At 42.2% G+C, this 17104-nt stretch carries 17 protein-coding genes; 9 read left to right on the top strand and 8 right to left on the bottom strand.

The genetic code is table 11. The features are described 5' to 3' along the window. Window positions 1-81 precede the first annotated feature (81 nt). The 5 genes from FTU35_RS00480 to putP all read left to right on the top strand — a co-directional run bounded on the left by FTU35_RS00480 (window position 82) and on the right by putP (window position 4901). Window positions 82-735 (top strand): 1-acyl-sn-glycerol-3-phosphate acyltransferase, encoded by a 654-nt coding sequence (locus tag FTU35_RS00480; RefSeq protein ID WP_004972299.1) that lies wholly within the window; start codon window positions 82-84, stop codon window positions 733-735. A gap of 62 nt (window positions 736-797) precedes the next feature. After that, entirely contained in the window at window positions 798-1715 is a 918-nt protein-coding gene (locus FTU35_RS00475) for a patatin-like phospholipase family protein (RefSeq protein ID WP_096902052.1), read from the top strand. Between the two features lie 129 nt (window positions 1716-1844). Further along, window positions 1845-2330, top strand: coding sequence for an NfeD family protein (locus FTU35_RS00470; RefSeq protein ID WP_096902094.1), 486 nt, complete (start codon window positions 1845-1847; stop codon window positions 2328-2330). A gap of 1 nt (window position 2331) precedes the next feature. Next, complete coding sequence (locus FTU35_RS00465; protein WP_004972306.1) at window positions 2332-3189, top strand: SPFH domain-containing protein; 858 nt, start codon at window positions 2332-2334, stop codon at window positions 3187-3189. Window positions 3190-3410: 221 nt separating this feature from the next. Then, a complete protein-coding gene (gene putP, locus FTU35_RS00460) occupies window positions 3411-4901 on the top strand; it encodes a sodium/proline symporter PutP (protein WP_179991155.1) in 1491 nt (496 codons plus the stop codon). Window positions 4902-5002: 101 nt separating this feature from the next. Here the strand turns inward: putP and bfmS are convergent, their stop codons facing one another. Together bfmS and bfmR are read right to left on the bottom strand one after the other, a co-directional pair. After that, window positions 5003-6670 carry a sensor histidine kinase BfmS gene (bfmS, locus tag FTU35_RS00455; protein WP_373683501.1) on the bottom strand — a complete coding sequence of 556 codons (1668 nt, stop codon included), beginning with the start codon at window positions 6668-6670 and terminating at the stop codon, window positions 5003-5005. Between the two features lie 62 nt (window positions 6671-6732). After that, window positions 6733-7449 (bottom strand): response regulator transcription factor BfmR, encoded by a 717-nt coding sequence (gene bfmR, locus FTU35_RS00450; protein WP_096902057.1) that lies wholly within the window; start codon window positions 7447-7449, stop codon window positions 6733-6735. A gap of 589 nt (window positions 7450-8038) precedes the next feature. Between bfmR and FTU35_RS00445 the strand changes: the two genes are divergently transcribed. The 4 genes from FTU35_RS00445 (at window position 8039) to FTU35_RS00440 (ending at window position 12894) form a co-directional block, all read left to right on the top strand. Continuing rightward, window positions 8039-10861 (top strand): ribonucleoside-diphosphate reductase subunit alpha, encoded by a 2823-nt coding sequence (locus FTU35_RS00445; RefSeq protein ID WP_179991156.1) that lies wholly within the window; start codon window positions 8039-8041, stop codon window positions 10859-10861. A 290-nt stretch (window positions 10862-11151) separates the two neighbouring features. Further along, window positions 11152-11274, top strand: a complete 123-nt coding sequence (locus FTU35_RS13440) for a hypothetical protein (RefSeq protein WP_257220019.1) — start codon at window positions 11152-11154, stop codon at window positions 11272-11274. Window positions 11275-11336: 62 nt separating this feature from the next. Then, the gene (locus tag FTU35_RS13435; RefSeq protein WP_004972322.1) at window positions 11337-11471 is read left to right on the top strand and encodes a hypothetical protein; all 135 of its coding nucleotides are present in this window, start codon (window positions 11337-11339) and stop codon (window positions 11469-11471) included. Window positions 11472-11610: 139 nt separating this feature from the next. Then, entirely contained in the window at window positions 11611-12894 is a 1284-nt protein-coding gene (locus tag FTU35_RS00440) for a ribonucleotide-diphosphate reductase subunit beta (protein WP_154320991.1), read from the top strand. A 342-nt stretch (window positions 12895-13236) separates the two neighbouring features. On the opposite strand, the gene lysM is transcribed toward FTU35_RS00440, so the two are convergent. From lysM to FTU35_RS00410, 6 genes are all read right to left on the bottom strand, one after another. Beyond that, complete coding sequence (gene lysM, locus FTU35_RS00435; protein ID WP_004972325.1) at window positions 13237-13710, bottom strand: peptidoglycan-binding protein LysM; 474 nt, start codon at window positions 13708-13710, stop codon at window positions 13237-13239. Between the two features lie 246 nt (window positions 13711-13956). After that, entirely contained in the window at window positions 13957-14193 is a 237-nt protein-coding gene (gene acpP, locus FTU35_RS00430; RefSeq protein WP_001279871.1) for an acyl carrier protein, read from the bottom strand. Between the two features lie 83 nt (window positions 14194-14276). Continuing rightward, window positions 14277-15011 carry a 3-oxoacyl-ACP reductase FabG gene (fabG, locus tag FTU35_RS00425; RefSeq protein WP_019837736.1) on the bottom strand — a complete coding sequence of 245 codons (735 nt, stop codon included), beginning with the start codon at window positions 15009-15011 and terminating at the stop codon, window positions 14277-14279. Next, window positions 15008-15994 (bottom strand): ACP S-malonyltransferase, encoded by a 987-nt coding sequence (fabD, locus tag FTU35_RS00420; RefSeq protein ID WP_096902067.1) that lies wholly within the window; start codon window positions 15992-15994, stop codon window positions 15008-15010. The genes fabG and fabD overlap by 4 nt, the downstream gene beginning before the upstream one ends. A gap of 204 nt (window positions 15995-16198) precedes the next feature. Beyond that, on the bottom strand, window positions 16199-16381 hold the full coding sequence (gene rpmF / locus FTU35_RS00415; protein ID WP_004972331.1) for a 50S ribosomal protein L32: 183 nt from the start codon (window positions 16379-16381) through the stop codon (window positions 16199-16201). A gap of 76 nt (window positions 16382-16457) precedes the next feature. Beyond that, the gene (locus tag FTU35_RS00410) at window positions 16458-17015 is read right to left on the bottom strand and encodes a DUF177 domain-containing protein (RefSeq protein ID WP_131260705.1); all 558 of its coding nucleotides are present in this window, start codon (window positions 17013-17015) and stop codon (window positions 16458-16460) included. Window positions 17016-17104: the final 89 nt, after the last annotated feature.

Below are 17104 nucleotides of genomic sequence, written 5' to 3'. Positions count from 1 at the left end.
CTTGAATAGATTTAGATTCATGCGTCATGATATTGGGTATTTATTGTTGTTAATCACGCACGTCAGGATGACATCGCATTCATGAAAATCACCAATCCTTTTGCACGCAGTGCACGGCAATTTCCACAGTTACCCGACCAAGTTCCACAACGTGGAACAGCCAGCAGTCGTGCTTTATTTAAAAATATTTTTTTGGCGCAAGGCTGGCAAATGGTGGGCGAATTTCCCAACTTGCCCAAAGCAGTTGCTATTATCTCACCGCATACGTCAAATATTGATGCGTGGCATGGTTTTACCGCCCTACTCGGTTTAGGTATTCAAATTACTATTTTTGGTAAGCACACTTTATTTGAAACCCCACTCAAGCCACTTTTAAACTGGATTGGGGTAATTCCTGTGGTGCGCCATTCTCCTCAAGGACATACCCAAGATATTATTGAGATTGTACGAAAAAAAGAAAAAATCTGGATTGGTATGGCGCCCGAAGGCACACGTAAACAAGCCGAAAATATCCGCAGTGGCTTTTACCATATTGCCTACGGCGCCAATATCCCAATTGTGATGTTCTCTTTTGATTATGCACACAAAACCATTCATATTTTGGGCGTGTTTCATCCTACGGGCGATTATGCTCAAGATTTAGATGCAATTTATACGCAATATCACGGCAAGTTTTCGGCTAAAAATCCACATTGGTTGGCAAAACCGTTACAAAAGCTTTTGAAAAAGGGCTAGTCAAAGTTTCTATTTTTTGTTCAGATGGGCGCAATATTCTTTGATCTAAATTTAGATTTGATATGCAACTGATTCGTTATTCTTTAGTGGGCGTACTAGCTCTAACTTTGGCTGGCTGCGACAAAACAACAAAAACACCGCCAAGCACCACACCTATCCAAGCACGTGAACCTGTAATTGCACTGGCGCTGGGTGGCGGTGGTGCTAAAGGTTTTGCACATATTGGCGTCATTAAAGTTTTAGAGTCTCACGGGATTAAACCAAAAATTGTCACAGGCACCAGTGCAGGCAGCTTTGTCGGCAGTTTATACGCCAGTGGTAAAAGTCCTTATCAGCTCCAACATATTGCCCTAACCTTTAAAGAATCCGACATTCGTGATTTAACCTTAAACCGTCAGGGTTTTATTGCAGGTCAAAAGTTACAAGACTTTGTCAATCAACACGTAGCCAATAAACCGATTGAAAAATTTCCAATTCGTTTTGCTGCCGTTGCCACACGTTTAGATAATGGACGTAAAGCCGACTTTATTAAAGGCAATGCTGGTCAAGCCGTACGTGCCTCTTGCAGTATTCCGAATGTTTTTGTACCTGCCACCATTGGCGGAACACAATATGTGGATGGCGGCTTGGTCAGCCCAATTCCCGTACAGACGGCTAAAGCGATGGGTGCCGACTTAGTCATTGCAGTGGATATTTCTGCACGTCCAACAGGCAATCAACCTGTCAGCATGTGGGGCTTACTCGATCAAACTTTAAATATTATGGGACAGCAAAGTATCAATCAGGAATTGGCGCAGGCCAATATTGTGATTCAACCTAAAGTTGGACATATTGGTACTCTAGATTTAAAAGCCAGTAACCAAACCATTTTAGAAGGTGAAAAAGCCGCACAATTACAGGTCAAAGCAATTCTGCAAGCCATCAATAACTTTAAAAAATCACCTGCCGCGCTGAAACCTGCACCGCGTCCGAAATTTTAGGATTCAGTGATTTTTTTAATATTCATAAACTTATTGATCTGTTAAAGTGATGAGAGCGCATCTTTTTAAGTCGATGCGTTTCTCTAAGCAATTAGAATTAACCAATCGTAAAAATACGCGAGTAGATGTATGGAATTCGTTCTTGAACCTTGGCACTGGTTTGTACTAGGCGTTCTGTTAATGCTTTCAGAACTAGTCTTGCCTGCGTTTGCCGCTTTATGGTTTGGTATTGGGGCAGTCATGGTCGGTATTTTATACTGGATGTTCCCCATGATGGGTACCACCACCCAATTGGTGATGTGGATTATCTTGTCGGTACTATGTACCTTGGCGTGGTTTAAATTTATCAAACCCTTATCTACCGATAAAACCAAAGCAGGCTTGTCACGCGAAGCCACTATTGGACAAATTGGCATGGTTATTCAAACCAACTTGGAACATGATCAAATTAAAGTCCGTTTCCCGATGCCCGTACTTGGTTCAGACGAATGGAACTGCCGCACCACAAGCCCTGTGCAAGTGGGAGATCGTATTCGCGTGATTGATATTTTGGGTAATGATTTGGTGGTGCAGCCGCATCACAGCGCACATGACAATGAAAAAGTGAGAAATTAAAATGTCTGGTGGATCTATTATTGTTTTAGCGATTTTAGCCTTTGTTGGAATTACCATTTTTAAAGGCGTGCGAATTGTTCCGCAAGGTTATAAGTGGATTGTGCAACGTCTGGGTAAATACCACACCACACTTGCACCGGGACTTAACTTCGTCATTCCTTATGTCGATGAAGTGGCCTATAAAGTCACCACCAAAGATATTGTATTAGATATTCCATCTCAGGAAGTCATTACCCGTGACAACGCAGTTCTGCTCATGAATGCGGTAGCGTACATTAATCTCACGACTCCTGAAAAAGCAGTGTATGGCATTGAAAACTATACTTGGGCGATTCAAAACCTTGTTCAAACCTCATTGCGTTCTATTGTGGGTGAAATGGATTTGGATGATGCCTTGTCTTCGCGCGATCACATCAAAGCCAAACTCAAAGCAGCCATTTCTGATGATATTTCAGACTGGGGAATTACCCTTAAAACTGTAGAAATTCAGGATATTAAACCATCGCATACCATGCAGGCAGCTATGGAAGAACAAGCTGCAGCAGAACGTCAGCGTCGTGCTACCGTAACCAAAGCCGATGGTGAAAAACAAGCGGCTATTTTAGAAGCCGATGGTCGTTTGGAAGCTTCACGTCGTGATGCAGAAGCGCAAGTTGTATTGGCAGAATCTTCTCAACGTGCCATTGAAATGGTCAGCTCTGCGGTAGGTGATAAAGAAATTCCTGTGGCGTACTTATTGGGTGAGCAATATGTAAAAGCCATGCAAGATATGGCGAAATCCAACAATGCCAAAACTGTGGTCTTACCTGCAGATGTCCTGAATACCATTCGTGGTGTTATGGGTCGCAATAATCCATAAGCAAATCAGATAAACATCAAGATGATAGGCAGCTTTCAAGCTGCCTATTTTATGCCCATTCAGAAAAAAATCTGAAATATTTTTTAATGTATGGTTAAATTTCGCGTTTCTTGATGAAATCAGCACCGCAGATGAGATGTCTGCACTCACAAAATTGAGTGACTCACGTCTAGCAGCAGTCTGTATTTTCATCGACTGTCCAAAACCCAAATGGATACTGTATGAGCGCACTCAACCCCACCATTATTACTTTCCTGTTTTATATTGTCGCCATGATTGTCATTGGTTTATTGGCTTATCGCGCGACTCGAAATTTCTCGGACTACATTTTAGGTGGTCGTCGCCTTGGCAGTTTTGTCACTGCACTTTCTGCAGGCGCATCCGATATGAGTGGCTGGTTGCTGATGGGCTTACCCGGTGCCATTTATCTTTCAGGTTTGTCTGAAATGTGGATTGCCGTTGGTCTGATTATTGGCGCATGGCTAAACTGGCTTTTGGTGGCAGGTCGTTTACGAGTACACACCGAAGTACAGCACAATGCACTGACTTTGCCTGATTATTTTTCTAACCGTTTTAATGATCAAAGAAAAATTTTAAGGATTGTATCTGCCTGCGTAATTCTAATTTTCTTTGCGATTTATTGTGCTTCGGGCATGGTTGCAGGTGCGCGCTTATTTGAAAGTATGTTTGATCTGCCTTATAGCACTGCATTGTGGATTAGTGCTATTGCCACCATCAGCTATGTGTTTATTGGTGGTTTCTTGGCAGTCAGCTGGACGGACACCATTCAGGCTGGCTTGATGATTTTTGCGCTCTTGCTGACCCCTATCATTACCCTACTCAGCTTTTCTGACCTAAGCCAAGTCACACTTGCTTTAGAAGCGGCTCGTCCGCAGGCGCTGAATTTAGTCGGAGATTTAAGCTGGGTCGCGATCATTTCCCTCATGGCATGGGGCTTAGGCTATTTTGGACAGCCACATATTTTAGTGCGTTTTATGGCAGTTGATTCAGTCAAGTCTATTCCGAATGCACGTCGTATTGGCATGACATGGATGACACTATGTTTAGGCGGTGCGGTGGCTGCGGGCTTTTTTGGTATCGCCTACTTCCAGCAACATCCTGAACTGGCAGGTGTGGTCAATGCCAACCCTGAAACAGTATTTATGGAACTGACCAAAATCCTGTTTAATCCGTGGGTGGCAGGTGTGGTATTGGCTGCAATTTTAGCTGCCGTGATGAGTACCCTAAGCTGTCAACTTTTGGTCTGCTCAAGTACTTTAACCGAAGATTTTTACAAATCATTCTTACGCAAAAATGCCTCACAAAATGAATTGGTGTGGGTCGGACGCGGCATGGTACTCATGATTGCGCTGCTTGCTATTTGGATGGCGGGTAATCCTGAATCAAAAGTCTTGGGATTGGTTTCTTATGCTTGGGCAGGCTTCGGTGCAGCATTTGGTCCACTAATCATTTTGTCTTTGTTCTGGAAACGCATGACTTTAAATGGTGCATTGGCGGGGATGGTTGTCGGCGCACTTATGGTCATTCTTTGGAAAAACCTTTGGGCAGATACAGGTATTTATGAAATTATTCCGGGCTTTGTCTGTTCTTGGATTGCGATTGTCGTAGTGAGTTTATTGGGTAAAGCGCCAAGTCATGAAGTGACAGACCGTTTTGAACAGGCCGATCAGCAATATAAAGAATCGCACTAAGTTATAGATTGATCTGCATAGAGATAAAAAAGCGATAAAAAACCAGTGCCTTGAACTGCACTGGTTTTTTTATGTCTAAAATTAGTTTTGGTGCACTCAATTCAAGTCAATGAATCGGTGGTTTTTTCTTTCTCTGCTGCGGCTTTTTTTCTTGCCTTACTAAACCGTTTGGCAGGCCAAACCATCATAAAACGTGCACCACCCAAGTTCGGACTCTGATCGACTTCAATTTTGCCACCAAACCAATAAGCAATGCGGCTTACAATAGACAAACCTAAACCATAACCACCTGAAGCACGGGTGCGGCTGTCATCTAAACGAGCAAAGGCTTCAAATACACGTTCTCGGTCTTGTTCGGGAATCCCCGGCCCATCATCTTCCACACAAACATAGGCCATGCCTTGCTCGTTAATGCCGCCACTGATCAAAACTTTATGGTCACAGTAACGGACTGCATTGCCCACCAAGTTCTGTACCACACGGTGCAAGTAACGGCGTTCAGCTTCCACTTCCAAAGTCACAGGTGGGGCAAGCAATTGAATATCTTTTTGGGTTTTCAATGCTTCTGTTTCCGTAGCCACCTGCTCTAGCACTTCAACCAAAACGATCTTTTCAATTTCTAAAGATGGCATGCCCTGTTCAAGTTTGGCATAGGTCATGATCTCATCAATCAAGGTGTTTAAAGCCTCAATATCTTTATCAATCATTTCGACTTGCTGTAAGCGATATTCGTAATCATCTTCTTCTGCCAGCATTTCCATACCAAAACGAATACGTGCCACAGGCGTGCGCAGCTCATGCGATACAGCGCGCATCAGTTCACGCTGCGCTTCAATCAAACGCTGAATATGGTCAGACATGCTGTTATAGCTAGATGCCAAACTTGCCATTTCATCTGTGCCATCTACAGGCAAACGCATGTTTAAATCGCCCGATTTAGTACGGTTTAAGGCATAGTTCACTTGGCGAATCTTACGCTGCATAGGCAAGATCAGACCATAAACCCCCAAGCTCAACATAAACATACTGAGCAAGGTAATGCCTGCTGCCAACTGGAATGGCATCCAGTTAAATAACGGCACAGGCCCTAAAACCAAGACTTCTGAGGGTGAATTTGGCATCGGTGACACAATCGAGATGGTTGTACCACGCACGGTGGCATTGTCACGATATAAAATAATGCTGTGATCGAGTCTTAAACGCCCAATCTGTTCAGAATCGAGTGGCAGTTCCTGAATATTTTTAATATTGACCAGATAAGAAAAGTGCTGCTGAATTTTGGCTAGATATTCTTTTTCCTGACCCGGGTAATACACCAAATAATCTAAAACAAAAATCGGCAAAGCTTTCATTTGCCGTTCTGTAATTTTATCTGCCTTGATATATAAATAATGATTTGGATCATCTTTCATACCCAAAATAATATAGGCAATCATATTTTCGGCATTATAGCGCACAGCCGCTTTACGTTCTTTAATCCGTCTAAGCTCTGCGCGCGACAAATCTACTTTGTCTGCCTGCACATAGTAGATGGGCAATTCCAGCAAATCGGATGCATCAGAAATCCAGTCTTTCTTTTGCTGTTCGTTTTGCTGTCGTGCAATCCCTTCACTAATAATATAAGCCATACCATCAGTTAAAGACTCACGATATTCTTGCGCACGCTGATAGTTGATGATTTGCACCAATAAGTACGCCAAAATGGCAACTACTGCAACTAAGATCACCAATCCTGCATATATGCGCAAGAATATACTGTGTTTAAGCACAAAATCCGTCCTATGTGACTTATTTTATATGTGAGCCAGTATTTGACTCAGAAAAAAGCGTATTACATGCCGTTGGTTTCTTTAACGAACAAATAACCTTTACTGCGCACAGTTTTAATACGTTTTGGATTTTCAGGATCATCGCCAATTTTTGGACGAATACGTGAAATACGCACGTCAATTGAACGGTCTTGACCATCATATTCAATGCCGCGTAGACGCTCAAAAATATCTTCACGAGATAAAATACGCCCTGCATTTGAAGCCAATAACCATAACAAGTCATATTCTGCGCTGGTGAAATCAACCAATTCACCATTTAAAGTTACAGAACGACCACCGTTATCAATCACTAAATCATCAAATTCAATGCGCTGTGCCACTTCATCTTCAGTCACTTTGTCGGTACGGCGCAATAAAGCACGAATACGCGCCAACAACACACGCGGCTGCACAGGTTTTGCAACATAGTCATCTGCACCCATTTCCAGACCTAGCACCTGATCCATATCTTCAGTACGCGCAGTCAGCATTAAAATTGGTTGATGATAATGTGGACGAACTTCACGACAAATGGTTAAACCATCGGCACCTGGTAACATCACATCGAGCACCACAAGATCAGGTTGCTCGGCAATAATACGGCGAATCGCACGGTTGCCATCTGGTTCTACCCCAACTTCCAAACCATTGCGAATTAAGTATTCCTGCGTAAGTCGTGCAAGGCGTTCATCATCTTCAACAATTAAAATTTTTGGTAACTTTTCTTCTTGACTCATAACCTGTCCCTTTATTGGATTCGACCTATCCTTTTAAAATCTGAGAGATAGGTCTTGATATAATTTGCAATATACACACGTTTACATTGTAAACAAGATACTGTTCACCAAACTGATACATCTGCGTATTATTTTGTTATATTTTTATTAAGCATTGAATTTATAGCACTTTTCTAGTTTTGGTGATTTTTAAACAGATTTAAGAAATATAAAGTTACAAAATGGGTATTTTTTGCACTAGATCAAGCCTTTGCCGCCTTTGGAAAAATTATCTCACAACTTTTAAAGTTATCCACAAGGTTATCTATAAGCAGTTTTTCCGAGCTTTGCTATGCTATGCCCTTGTCTGATAAGGCTTATAGCCCAAAGGACAAAATTCGGTATTTTTGAGATAAATTTGAATCCTAAAATAGTCAAAATTTAAAAGAAAAAGTCAATATTGATCTACCCTCAATTTTCCCGTATCTTGTGTTCAATTCAATTTTAAACCACTAAGTCTTGTGTTTATTCCTCAATCACTGCGGCCTAAGTTTTGCCCAGTTTAATGGTCCATAAACATAACAATAGATGACAATGGAGCTATGCTGACATGAGCGTAATCACCTCAACCCCTGGTCAATTACAAGTGATTAAACGCACTGGTGATGTTGCCGCTTTTGATGCTGAAAAAATTGCAGTTGCAATTGGCAAAGCGTTTTTGGCTGTAGAAGGTCAACAAAGCGCCGATTCAAGCCGCATTCATGATCGGATCGAACAACTGACTGAAATGGTGTTGAACACATTCAACCGCCGTTTACCGTCTGGCGGAACCATTCACATTGAAGAAATTCAAGACCAAGTTGAACTTGCGCTCATGCGTACAGGCGAGCAAAAAGTTGCTCGTGCTTATGTCATCTACCGTGAACAACGCTCAGAAGCACGTAAGCAAGCAGGTGAAAACCATCACCCAACTTTACAAGTCACTGATGCAAACGGTCAGCTTAAACCACTAGATTTAGGTGAGTTAAAAGCAACCGTGAATAAAGCGGCAGAAGGTTTAGAAGGCATTGATGTAGATGCCATCATTGATGAAACCGTGAAAAACCTCTACAACGGTGTAAAAGAGTCTGACATCTCAACCACCATGATGATGGCGACTCGTACCCGTATTGAGCAAGAGCCGAACTATACCTATGTGACTGCGCGTTTATTGCGTAATGACTTGGTAGCAACAGGCTTAGAATTTTTAGGTTTGGCAACAGATACACCTGAAGGCGAAGCATTAGAAACTTTCCTGAAAAAAGGTGTAGAACTTGATTTGCTTTCTGCAGACTTACTTGAGTTTGACCTTGCCAAACTTGCTGCAGCGATTCAGCCTGAACGCTCAAACCAGTTTACCTATTTAGGTCTGCAAACTTTATTTGACCGTTATTTCATTCACTCAGATGGCGTACGCTTTGAACTTCCACAATTGTTCTTTATGCGTGTGTCAATGGGTCTGGCGCTCAATGAAGATGACCGTGAAGCACGTGCAATCGAGTTCTATAACTTATTGTCTAGCTTCGACTACATGGCATCTACGCCTACCCTGTTTAACTCAGGTACGCTACGCCCACAGTTATCAAGCTGTTACTTAACTACAATTTCCGATGACCTTTACAACATTTATGGCGCGATGCGTGACAATGCGATGCTGTCTAAATGGGCAGGTGGTTTAGGCAATGACTGGACACCAGTACGTGCTTTGAACTCCTACATCAAAGGAACAAACGGTAAATCTCAAGGTGTTGTTCCGTTCCTAAAAGTAGCGAACGATACTGCTGTTGCGGTCAACCAAGGTGGTAAGCGTAAAGGTGCGGTATGTGCGTACTTAGAAACTTGGCACTTAGACATCGAAGAATTCCTAGAGCTGCGTAAAAACACAGGGGATGACCGTCGTCGTACCCATGATATGAACACAGCCAACTGGGTGCCTGACTTGTTCATGCAACGTGTCTTTGAAGATGCAGAATGGACATTGTTTACGCCATCTGAAACACCAGACCTACACGACTTGACGGGCGAAGCTTTTGCTGAGCGTTATGCGTACTACGAAAGCATTGCTAAAGAAACTAACATGCTGCATAAAAAACTTCGTGCGAAGGACTTATGGCGCAAAATGTTGTCAATGTTGTTTGAAACAGGTCACCCGTGGATCACATTCAAAGACGTATGTAACTTACGTTCACCGCAACAACACGTTGGTGTAGTGCACTCATCTAACTTGTGTACTGAAATTACCCTCAATACTAACCAAGATGAAATCGCGGTATGTAACTTGGGTTCTATCAACCTTGTACAACACGTTCAAGGTGGTGTGTTAGACCGTGAAAAATTAGCACGTACTATTAAAACTGCAGTGCGTATGCTCGACAACGTCATCGACATTAACTACTACGCTGTACCACAAGCACGTAATTCAAACTTGAAACATCGTCCTGTAGGTATGGGAATCATGGGCTTCCAAGATGCGCTTTATGAGATGAACTTGGCTTATGGTTCAGATGCTGCAGTTGAATTTGCCGATGAATCTATGGAAGTAATCAGCTACTACGCGATTCAAACGTCTAGCGACTTGGCGGTTGAGCGTGGTACTTACGAAACATTTAAAGGTTCATTGTGGGATAAAGGCATCTTGCCAATTGACTCTTTAGACATTGTGGCGAAATCACGTCCAGAACGTATGTTTGAAGTAGACCGTACACAGCGTTTGGATTGGGACAGCTTACGTGCCAAAGTTCAAAAAGATGGTATGCGTAACTCAAACGTGATGGCGATTGCTCCGACTGCAACCATTTCAAATATTTGTGGCGTTTCTCAGTCTATTGAGCCGACATTCCAAAACTTGTATGTGAAATCGAACTTGTCTGGTGAATTTACAGTAATCAACCCTTACCTCGTTCGTGCATTGAAAGCGCGTGATTTGTGGGATTCTGTAATGGTCAATGACCTGAAACACTTTGAAGGTTCAGTACAAAAAATTTCACGTATTCCTGAAGAATTGAAAGCGATTTTTGCGACTGCGTTTGAAGTTGAACCACGCTGGATTGTAGATGCAGCATCACGTCGTCAAAAATGGATTGATCAGGCACAATCGTTGAACTTGTATATTGCAGGTGCAAACGGTAAGAAACTTGACCTGACTTATAAAATGGCATGGTTGCGTGGTCTGAAAACGACTTATTACCTACGTGCATTAGGTGCAACATCTGCAGAGAAATCAACCATTAACACAGGTGCATTGAACGCAGTAAAACCTGCAACTGTTACGGCAGCGCCTGTAGCAACTCCTGCACCAGAAGCGGCAGCAGCTGTTGATGGAGATTTTGCTCAAGCAGCACCAGTGCCAATGGCATGTAGTATTGATAATCCTGATTGTGAGGCGTGTCAATAAGCTTCACTTGACCTCCCCTAACCCCTCCTAAAAGGAGGGGGGATTCCTCGAAGCAAATGGCTGGAGTACCCCCCTTTGCAAAAGGGGGATTTAGGAGATTTAAAAAATTTAGGCAATAAAAAAGCCCTCTACAGGCCGATCAAAACTCGTAGAAGGCTTTCAACCTCGAAGTGATACCAAGATGGTCACGACGAGGCTGGCATATGAGAATGCGATAGAGATTCTAACATTGAATTATCTATTGAGCCAGTAAGAGTCATCTTGATTTTGTATCCGTGAGGTATTGAGTCATGGCTAATAAAGCTGCTCGTAGTGCAATCACAGGTCAATACGTAACTTTGGAGTATGCTAAAAAACATCCAAAAACTACTGTAATTGAAACCGTGAAGCCAACTAAATCATCTAAAAAATGACTTTAGCTGTGAATCTTAGCTTTGGCTAAGATTCACTTTATAAAACTTAAAAGGAATCCACCATGCCACACATGACCCACAACTATATGTTAGGACTCGCGGTCTTGCTGGTTTCCTTTGTAGTGTTGTTTTACGCACCAATTGCTTACTTTTGGGTACAAGCGGCAAAACAACAGCGAAAGCAAAATAAGTCGTGAGCAAATTGGTCGGAATGTACATTTTTCAGACCAAGATGAGCAAAACTTAATTTTGCTTTCACAAATTAAGCGTATATTAAGACATCTCAGCGTAGCTGGATGTCCATAAAAGATATAAAGCAACGAAGAGAGAATTGATATGTCTATCCTAAGTTGGGACGATTTCGAAGATGATTCGCAAAAACCGGCTGCTCCTGAACACAAGTCTGCGCCCGTCGAGCCGCAAAAAGCGCATGATACGCAGATGGTATCTCATGCAGAGCAACCACAGACGCCTGTGGCAGCTGCACAACCCGCTGCAGCCCCTAGAAGTAGAGCAACAGATTCAACCGATCCGTTGGCAAGAGCATCTAACGCTCTAGATCAATTGGACGTTGCACCTGGTCTTGAAGAACTAGAAATGGGCGCATCTCGCGTACAGGTTGATGATAAAGCCATGATCAACTGTCGTGCAGACTTAAACCAGCTTGTACCGTTCAAATACGAATGGGCATGGCAAAAATATCTAGATGGTTGTGCAAACCACTGGATGCCGCAAGAAGTGAACATGAACCACGACATCGCGTTGTGGAAGTCTGAAAATGGTTTAACTGAAGATGAGCGCACCATTGTTATGCGTTCACTTGGTTTCTTCTCTACTGCAGACTCATTGGTTGCTAATAACTTGGTATTGGCTATTTATCGCCACATTACCAACCCAGAATGCCGCCAGTACATTTTGCGTCAAGCCTTTGAAGAAGCGATTCACACTCACGCTTACCAGTACTGCATCGAATCTTTAGGTATGGATGAAGGCGAAGTCTTCAATATGTACCGCGAAGTACCATCGGTTGCGCGTAAAGCAGCATGGGGCTTGAAGTACACGCAATCTTTAAGTGATCCTACTTTCAAAACAGGTACACCTGAAAACGACCAAATTTTGCTACGCAACTTGATCGCATTCTATTGTGTACTTGAAGGTATTTTCTTCTACTGCGGTTTCAGCCAAATCTTGTCGATGGGTCGTCGTAACAAAATGAACGGTGTTGCAGAGCAATTCCAATACATTTTACGCGATGAATCTATGCACTTGAACTTTGGTATCGACATGATTAACCAAATCAAGATTGAGAACCCACACTTGTGGACTGCAGAATTCCAGCAAGAAGTGATTCAAATGATTCTTGAAGGCACGATGCTTGAAATTGAATATGCGCGTGACACTATGCCACGTGGTGTATTGGGCATGAACGCAGGTATGATGGAAGAATATTTGAAATTCATCTGTAACCGTCGTTTAAGTCAGCTCGGTTTACCTGAACAGTTTGTTGGCGTAAACAACCCGTTCCAATGGATGTCTGAGATGATGGACTTGCGTAAAGAGAAGAATTTCTTTGAAACGCGTGTAACCGATTACCAGACTGGCGGTGCATTGAGCTGGTAATACAGCGCTGCGTCACGCGATACATATGCTGTCATTGTGCGACACATGAGTTGTCATTGAGAAAACCGCCATTCATGGCGGTTTTTTTATAGATACGATCTAGTATTTAATGGCTAGGTTGTACAAATACCTAAAAATTTGATTTTGTTTAATTTATTTATTTTTAAAATTTCTACAAACCTTTAAAAATCGTCATCTTACAAAATATTTATAAAACAAAGCCGTTTTTTTACTTCTTTTATTCATTATGAGAATAGGACAATAATCTAACCCCCCAAAAATGACAAAAAATAAAATAAAAAAAGGCGCATCACGCGCCTTTTTTATTCAGGCTGCTCACATTTAAGCTGGAATACGCAACACTTGACCAGGGAAAATGTCATCGGCATTTTTCAATAATGGACGGTTAGCTTCAAAGATTTTGTTGTATTGGTTGGCATCCCCATAAAATTCTTTAGAAATTTTAGATAAGGTATCGCCTGATTTTACTGTATAGAACTTGCTTTCTGGTTCTGGGGTTGCAACTGTGAGTTGATCATCTACTTGTGCAACATGGTCAATATTACCCACTGCAAGAATAATTTTTTCACGGTCTGCCTGACTGTTGACCTGTCCACGCACTGTCGCTAAGTCAGTAGTTGCGTTATAACTCACCGATAAACCTGTCACAGGTAAGCCTAAACTTTTCACATGCCCCAAAAGTTTATTGGCAATTTCTTGTGCTGATGGTTCTGCAGGTGTGCTTGGTGCAGCTTGTGGCTCTGCAGGTGCTGTATTTTTCTTACCAATCCCTTTTACAAAATCAAAAAGACCCATGAGGTGCTCCTATTTTCTTTTCTGCTGTTATAAAGCGTCACTCATTTGCATGAGCACGATGTTCTCATTTATTTATAACTAAAAAATAAGCCACTTCGGTTGTGATTAGACATTAGCTTGGTAACAAAATGTAAACTGCATCACATATTCAAAAACAAGCCGTTTTTCATGTTTCATTTTAAAACTCCAGCACATAAAAAAGCCACCTTGCGGTGGCTTTCATTTCAGCAGAGCTGAAATCAACAATTAACCAAGTTTTTTAGTTACGTAGTCAATTGCTGATTGAACTGTTGTGATTTCGTTAGAATCTTCGTCTGGGATTGTGATGTCAAAATCGTTTTCGAAAGACATTACAAGCTCTACTAAGTCTAAAGAGTCAGCACCTAAGTCATCCATAAAAGATGCTTCGTTTTTGATTTCTTCAGCTTTAAGACCAAGTTGTTCTGCAACCGCTTGTTTAACGCGTTGTTCGATATCGCTCACAGGAATTCTCCTCATTGCTTGTGGCGTTTTTAATGCCGTTAGTTTAATTGAATCTATAAAATTTTGAAAGTTTATACTTGAGCTTAGCTCATGTATAAACCACCATTTACGTGTAACACTGTACCAGTGATGTAACCAGCTTTGTCAGAAGCCAAGAAACTCACTGCATTTGCGATATCTTGTGGATCACCTAAACGGTTTAATGCCACTTGCTCACTCATTTTTTTGCGAATTTCTTCACTTAACTGATCTGTCATTTCAGTTGCAATAAAGCCCGGCGCAACCGAGTTTACTGTAATTTGACGACTGCCCATTTCTTTGGCAAGGCTTCGGCTGAATGCTTCAATACCGGCTTTTGCCGCAGAATAGTTGGCTTGTCCTGGGTTCGCAAAATGTGCCACCACAGAACTAATATTAATAATGCGTCCAAAACGTGCTTTGGTCATGCCTTTCAAGACACGTTTAGATAAACGGTAAACTGCCTTTAAGTGAATGTTGAGAATGTCATCCCAATCATCTTCTGACATACGCAGTAACAAATTATCTTTGGTGATACCCGCATTGTTGACCAATACCAAAACTGAACCATAGCTTTGTTCAATGTCAGAAACTAAGGCATCAATGGCAGCACCATCACGAACATCTAAAACTTTACCTGCACCGTTTTCTGCAAAACTTGCCGATAATTTTTCTGCGCCCGCTTCAGAAGTGGCAGTACCTACCACAAAAAAACCGTCTTGAATAAGTTGCTGAGCGATGGCTGCACCAATCCCTCGGCTTGCACCTGTGACTAATGCAACTTTACGTTCTTGTGTCATGCAATTTTCCCTTCTGCCACCAAAATGGCATTTAGCGCATCTTCCATACGACTTTGTGTGTCGAGTGGGAATGCTTTTTCGATATTCGGTAAACGCTTCGCAAGATTCGCCAATACGTTGCCTGGCCCACATTCCACGATATATTCAATACCTTGATCTTGTAGATATTGCATAGTTTGTGTCCACTGCACCGATTGATACAATTGCGCAGTAAGTGCCTGACCTAATTGCGCAACATCTGCCGCGATTCCAGCGTTGACATTTTGTATTACAGGAATACGCGGTAGCTCAATGGCAGTTTGTTCCAAAGCTTGTGCAAACTGTTCTGCCGCAGGTTTCATCAATGAACAGTGCGAAGGTACAGATACAGGCAGGGCAATGGCTTTACCGCCATTTTCTTTGGCCAATGCCATTACTGCTTCGACTAAAGTTTTATCGCCTGCAATAACCACTTGCCCTTGTGCATTGTAGTTGGCTGCTTCTACCGAGCCACGACCTTGCACATTCACTTGTTCACATAGCTCAAGCACTTTGGCATCTTCAAGGCCTAAAATGGCAGCCATTGCGCCCTGACCTTGTGGCACAGCGTTTTGCATTAATTTGCCGCGCAAGTTTACCAGTTTAACGGCATCGCCCAAGCTCAAGCTGCCTGCAGCTACTAATGCGCTGTATTCGCCCAATGAGTGTCCTGCCAAATATTTTGGTGCAACACCACCCAACTCTAACCACACACGCCATAAAGCGATACTTGCAGTGAGTAATACAGGCTGAGTAAATTCTGTTTGGTCTAAACCTTCACCACTTTGTGCAATGTGCCATAAGTCAAAGCCAATCGCTTCAGAGGCTTCTGCAAATGTTTCGCGCACACCGCTAAACTGTTCTGCAAGCTCAGCCAACATACCGGCTTTTTGTGAGCCTTGACCAGGAAAGACAAATGCAGTTTTAGTGGCTTGAGCTGCTTGCTCGAGTCGTTTAGCAGACATAAAAAATCCTTTAATTAAGATGCGCAAATTGTAGTTTTTTGCAGCTACAACCCACACCTTCTCATGTAAGCTCAGTTATGGAGCGGAAATTTAACACTTAATTTTGTTTTTAGTAATTGCCAAATACAACAAAAATCGGGCACAAAAAAAGGGAGCTTACGCTCCCATTTTTTCTACTAAGCTTGACGCTTAATACATCACCAATTATTCAGCATCTGCTTTAGCGAATAATTGACGACCACGGTAGAAACCATCTTTAGTTACGTGGTGACGACGATGAGTTTCACCAGTAGCTTGGTCTACAGTTAATGCATTCTCGGTTAAAGCGTCATGTGAACGGCGCATGTCACGGCGAGAGCGACTTTTACGGTTTTGCTGAACGGCCATGATGGCTCCTTACAAAGATCGAAAAAATGGATCAGAACAAATTGAGTTGTCTTAACTAAAAATTATAACATAATTTTCAGTTAAGTTTACCTTTCAAACTTGCCAAAACATCAAACGGATTATCACGTTTTTCTTCGGCAATGTTCTGAATGGCAGGTTGATGCTTATGCTCGCAAGCGTCATGCTTAGGAGATAAAGGCAACAACAATAACAATTCATCTTCTATAAGTGACAGTAAATTAGCCGTCGCAGGCGAATCATAATCGCCTTTGGTGGTGGCTTCACTTTCACCTAATACAATGAAATCAGCATCCTCATCCAAGCGCTCTATCAGTGACTCATCATCCACAAGAGCTAGATGAAAATCTGAAACGAGGTCTATTTCTACAGAACCCAAGCAGCGTTGGCATTCCATTGGAACTCTCGTTTCAATATGACCATCTAGCCATACAATGCGATGATACGCATCCATTGATAGCTTACAGTCTATGTTAACCAATTGATCATCAATTGATCCAACAGCTTCACGGGCGATACGAGCAAAGCGAGACAATGGCAGGTTACCTGACCATGTAAAGCCCTGTTCAGCCCATTTAAACGGCTCAATCTGTGCCGGAAAGGTATTTGCTGACATAATTAAGGCGGCAATTCTACAAATTCATCAGTACTCTGTCAAAGATTAAGATACAATTTTGTACTTATTTAGACAGACCAATTTTGGGT

It is taken from the genome of Acinetobacter sp. YH12095 (assembly GCF_013419245.1).
In the GTDB taxonomy this organism is placed as follows: domain Bacteria; phylum Pseudomonadota; class Gammaproteobacteria; order Pseudomonadales; family Moraxellaceae; genus Acinetobacter; species Acinetobacter towneri.
This window is presented reverse-complemented; position numbering and strand designations above follow the sequence as displayed.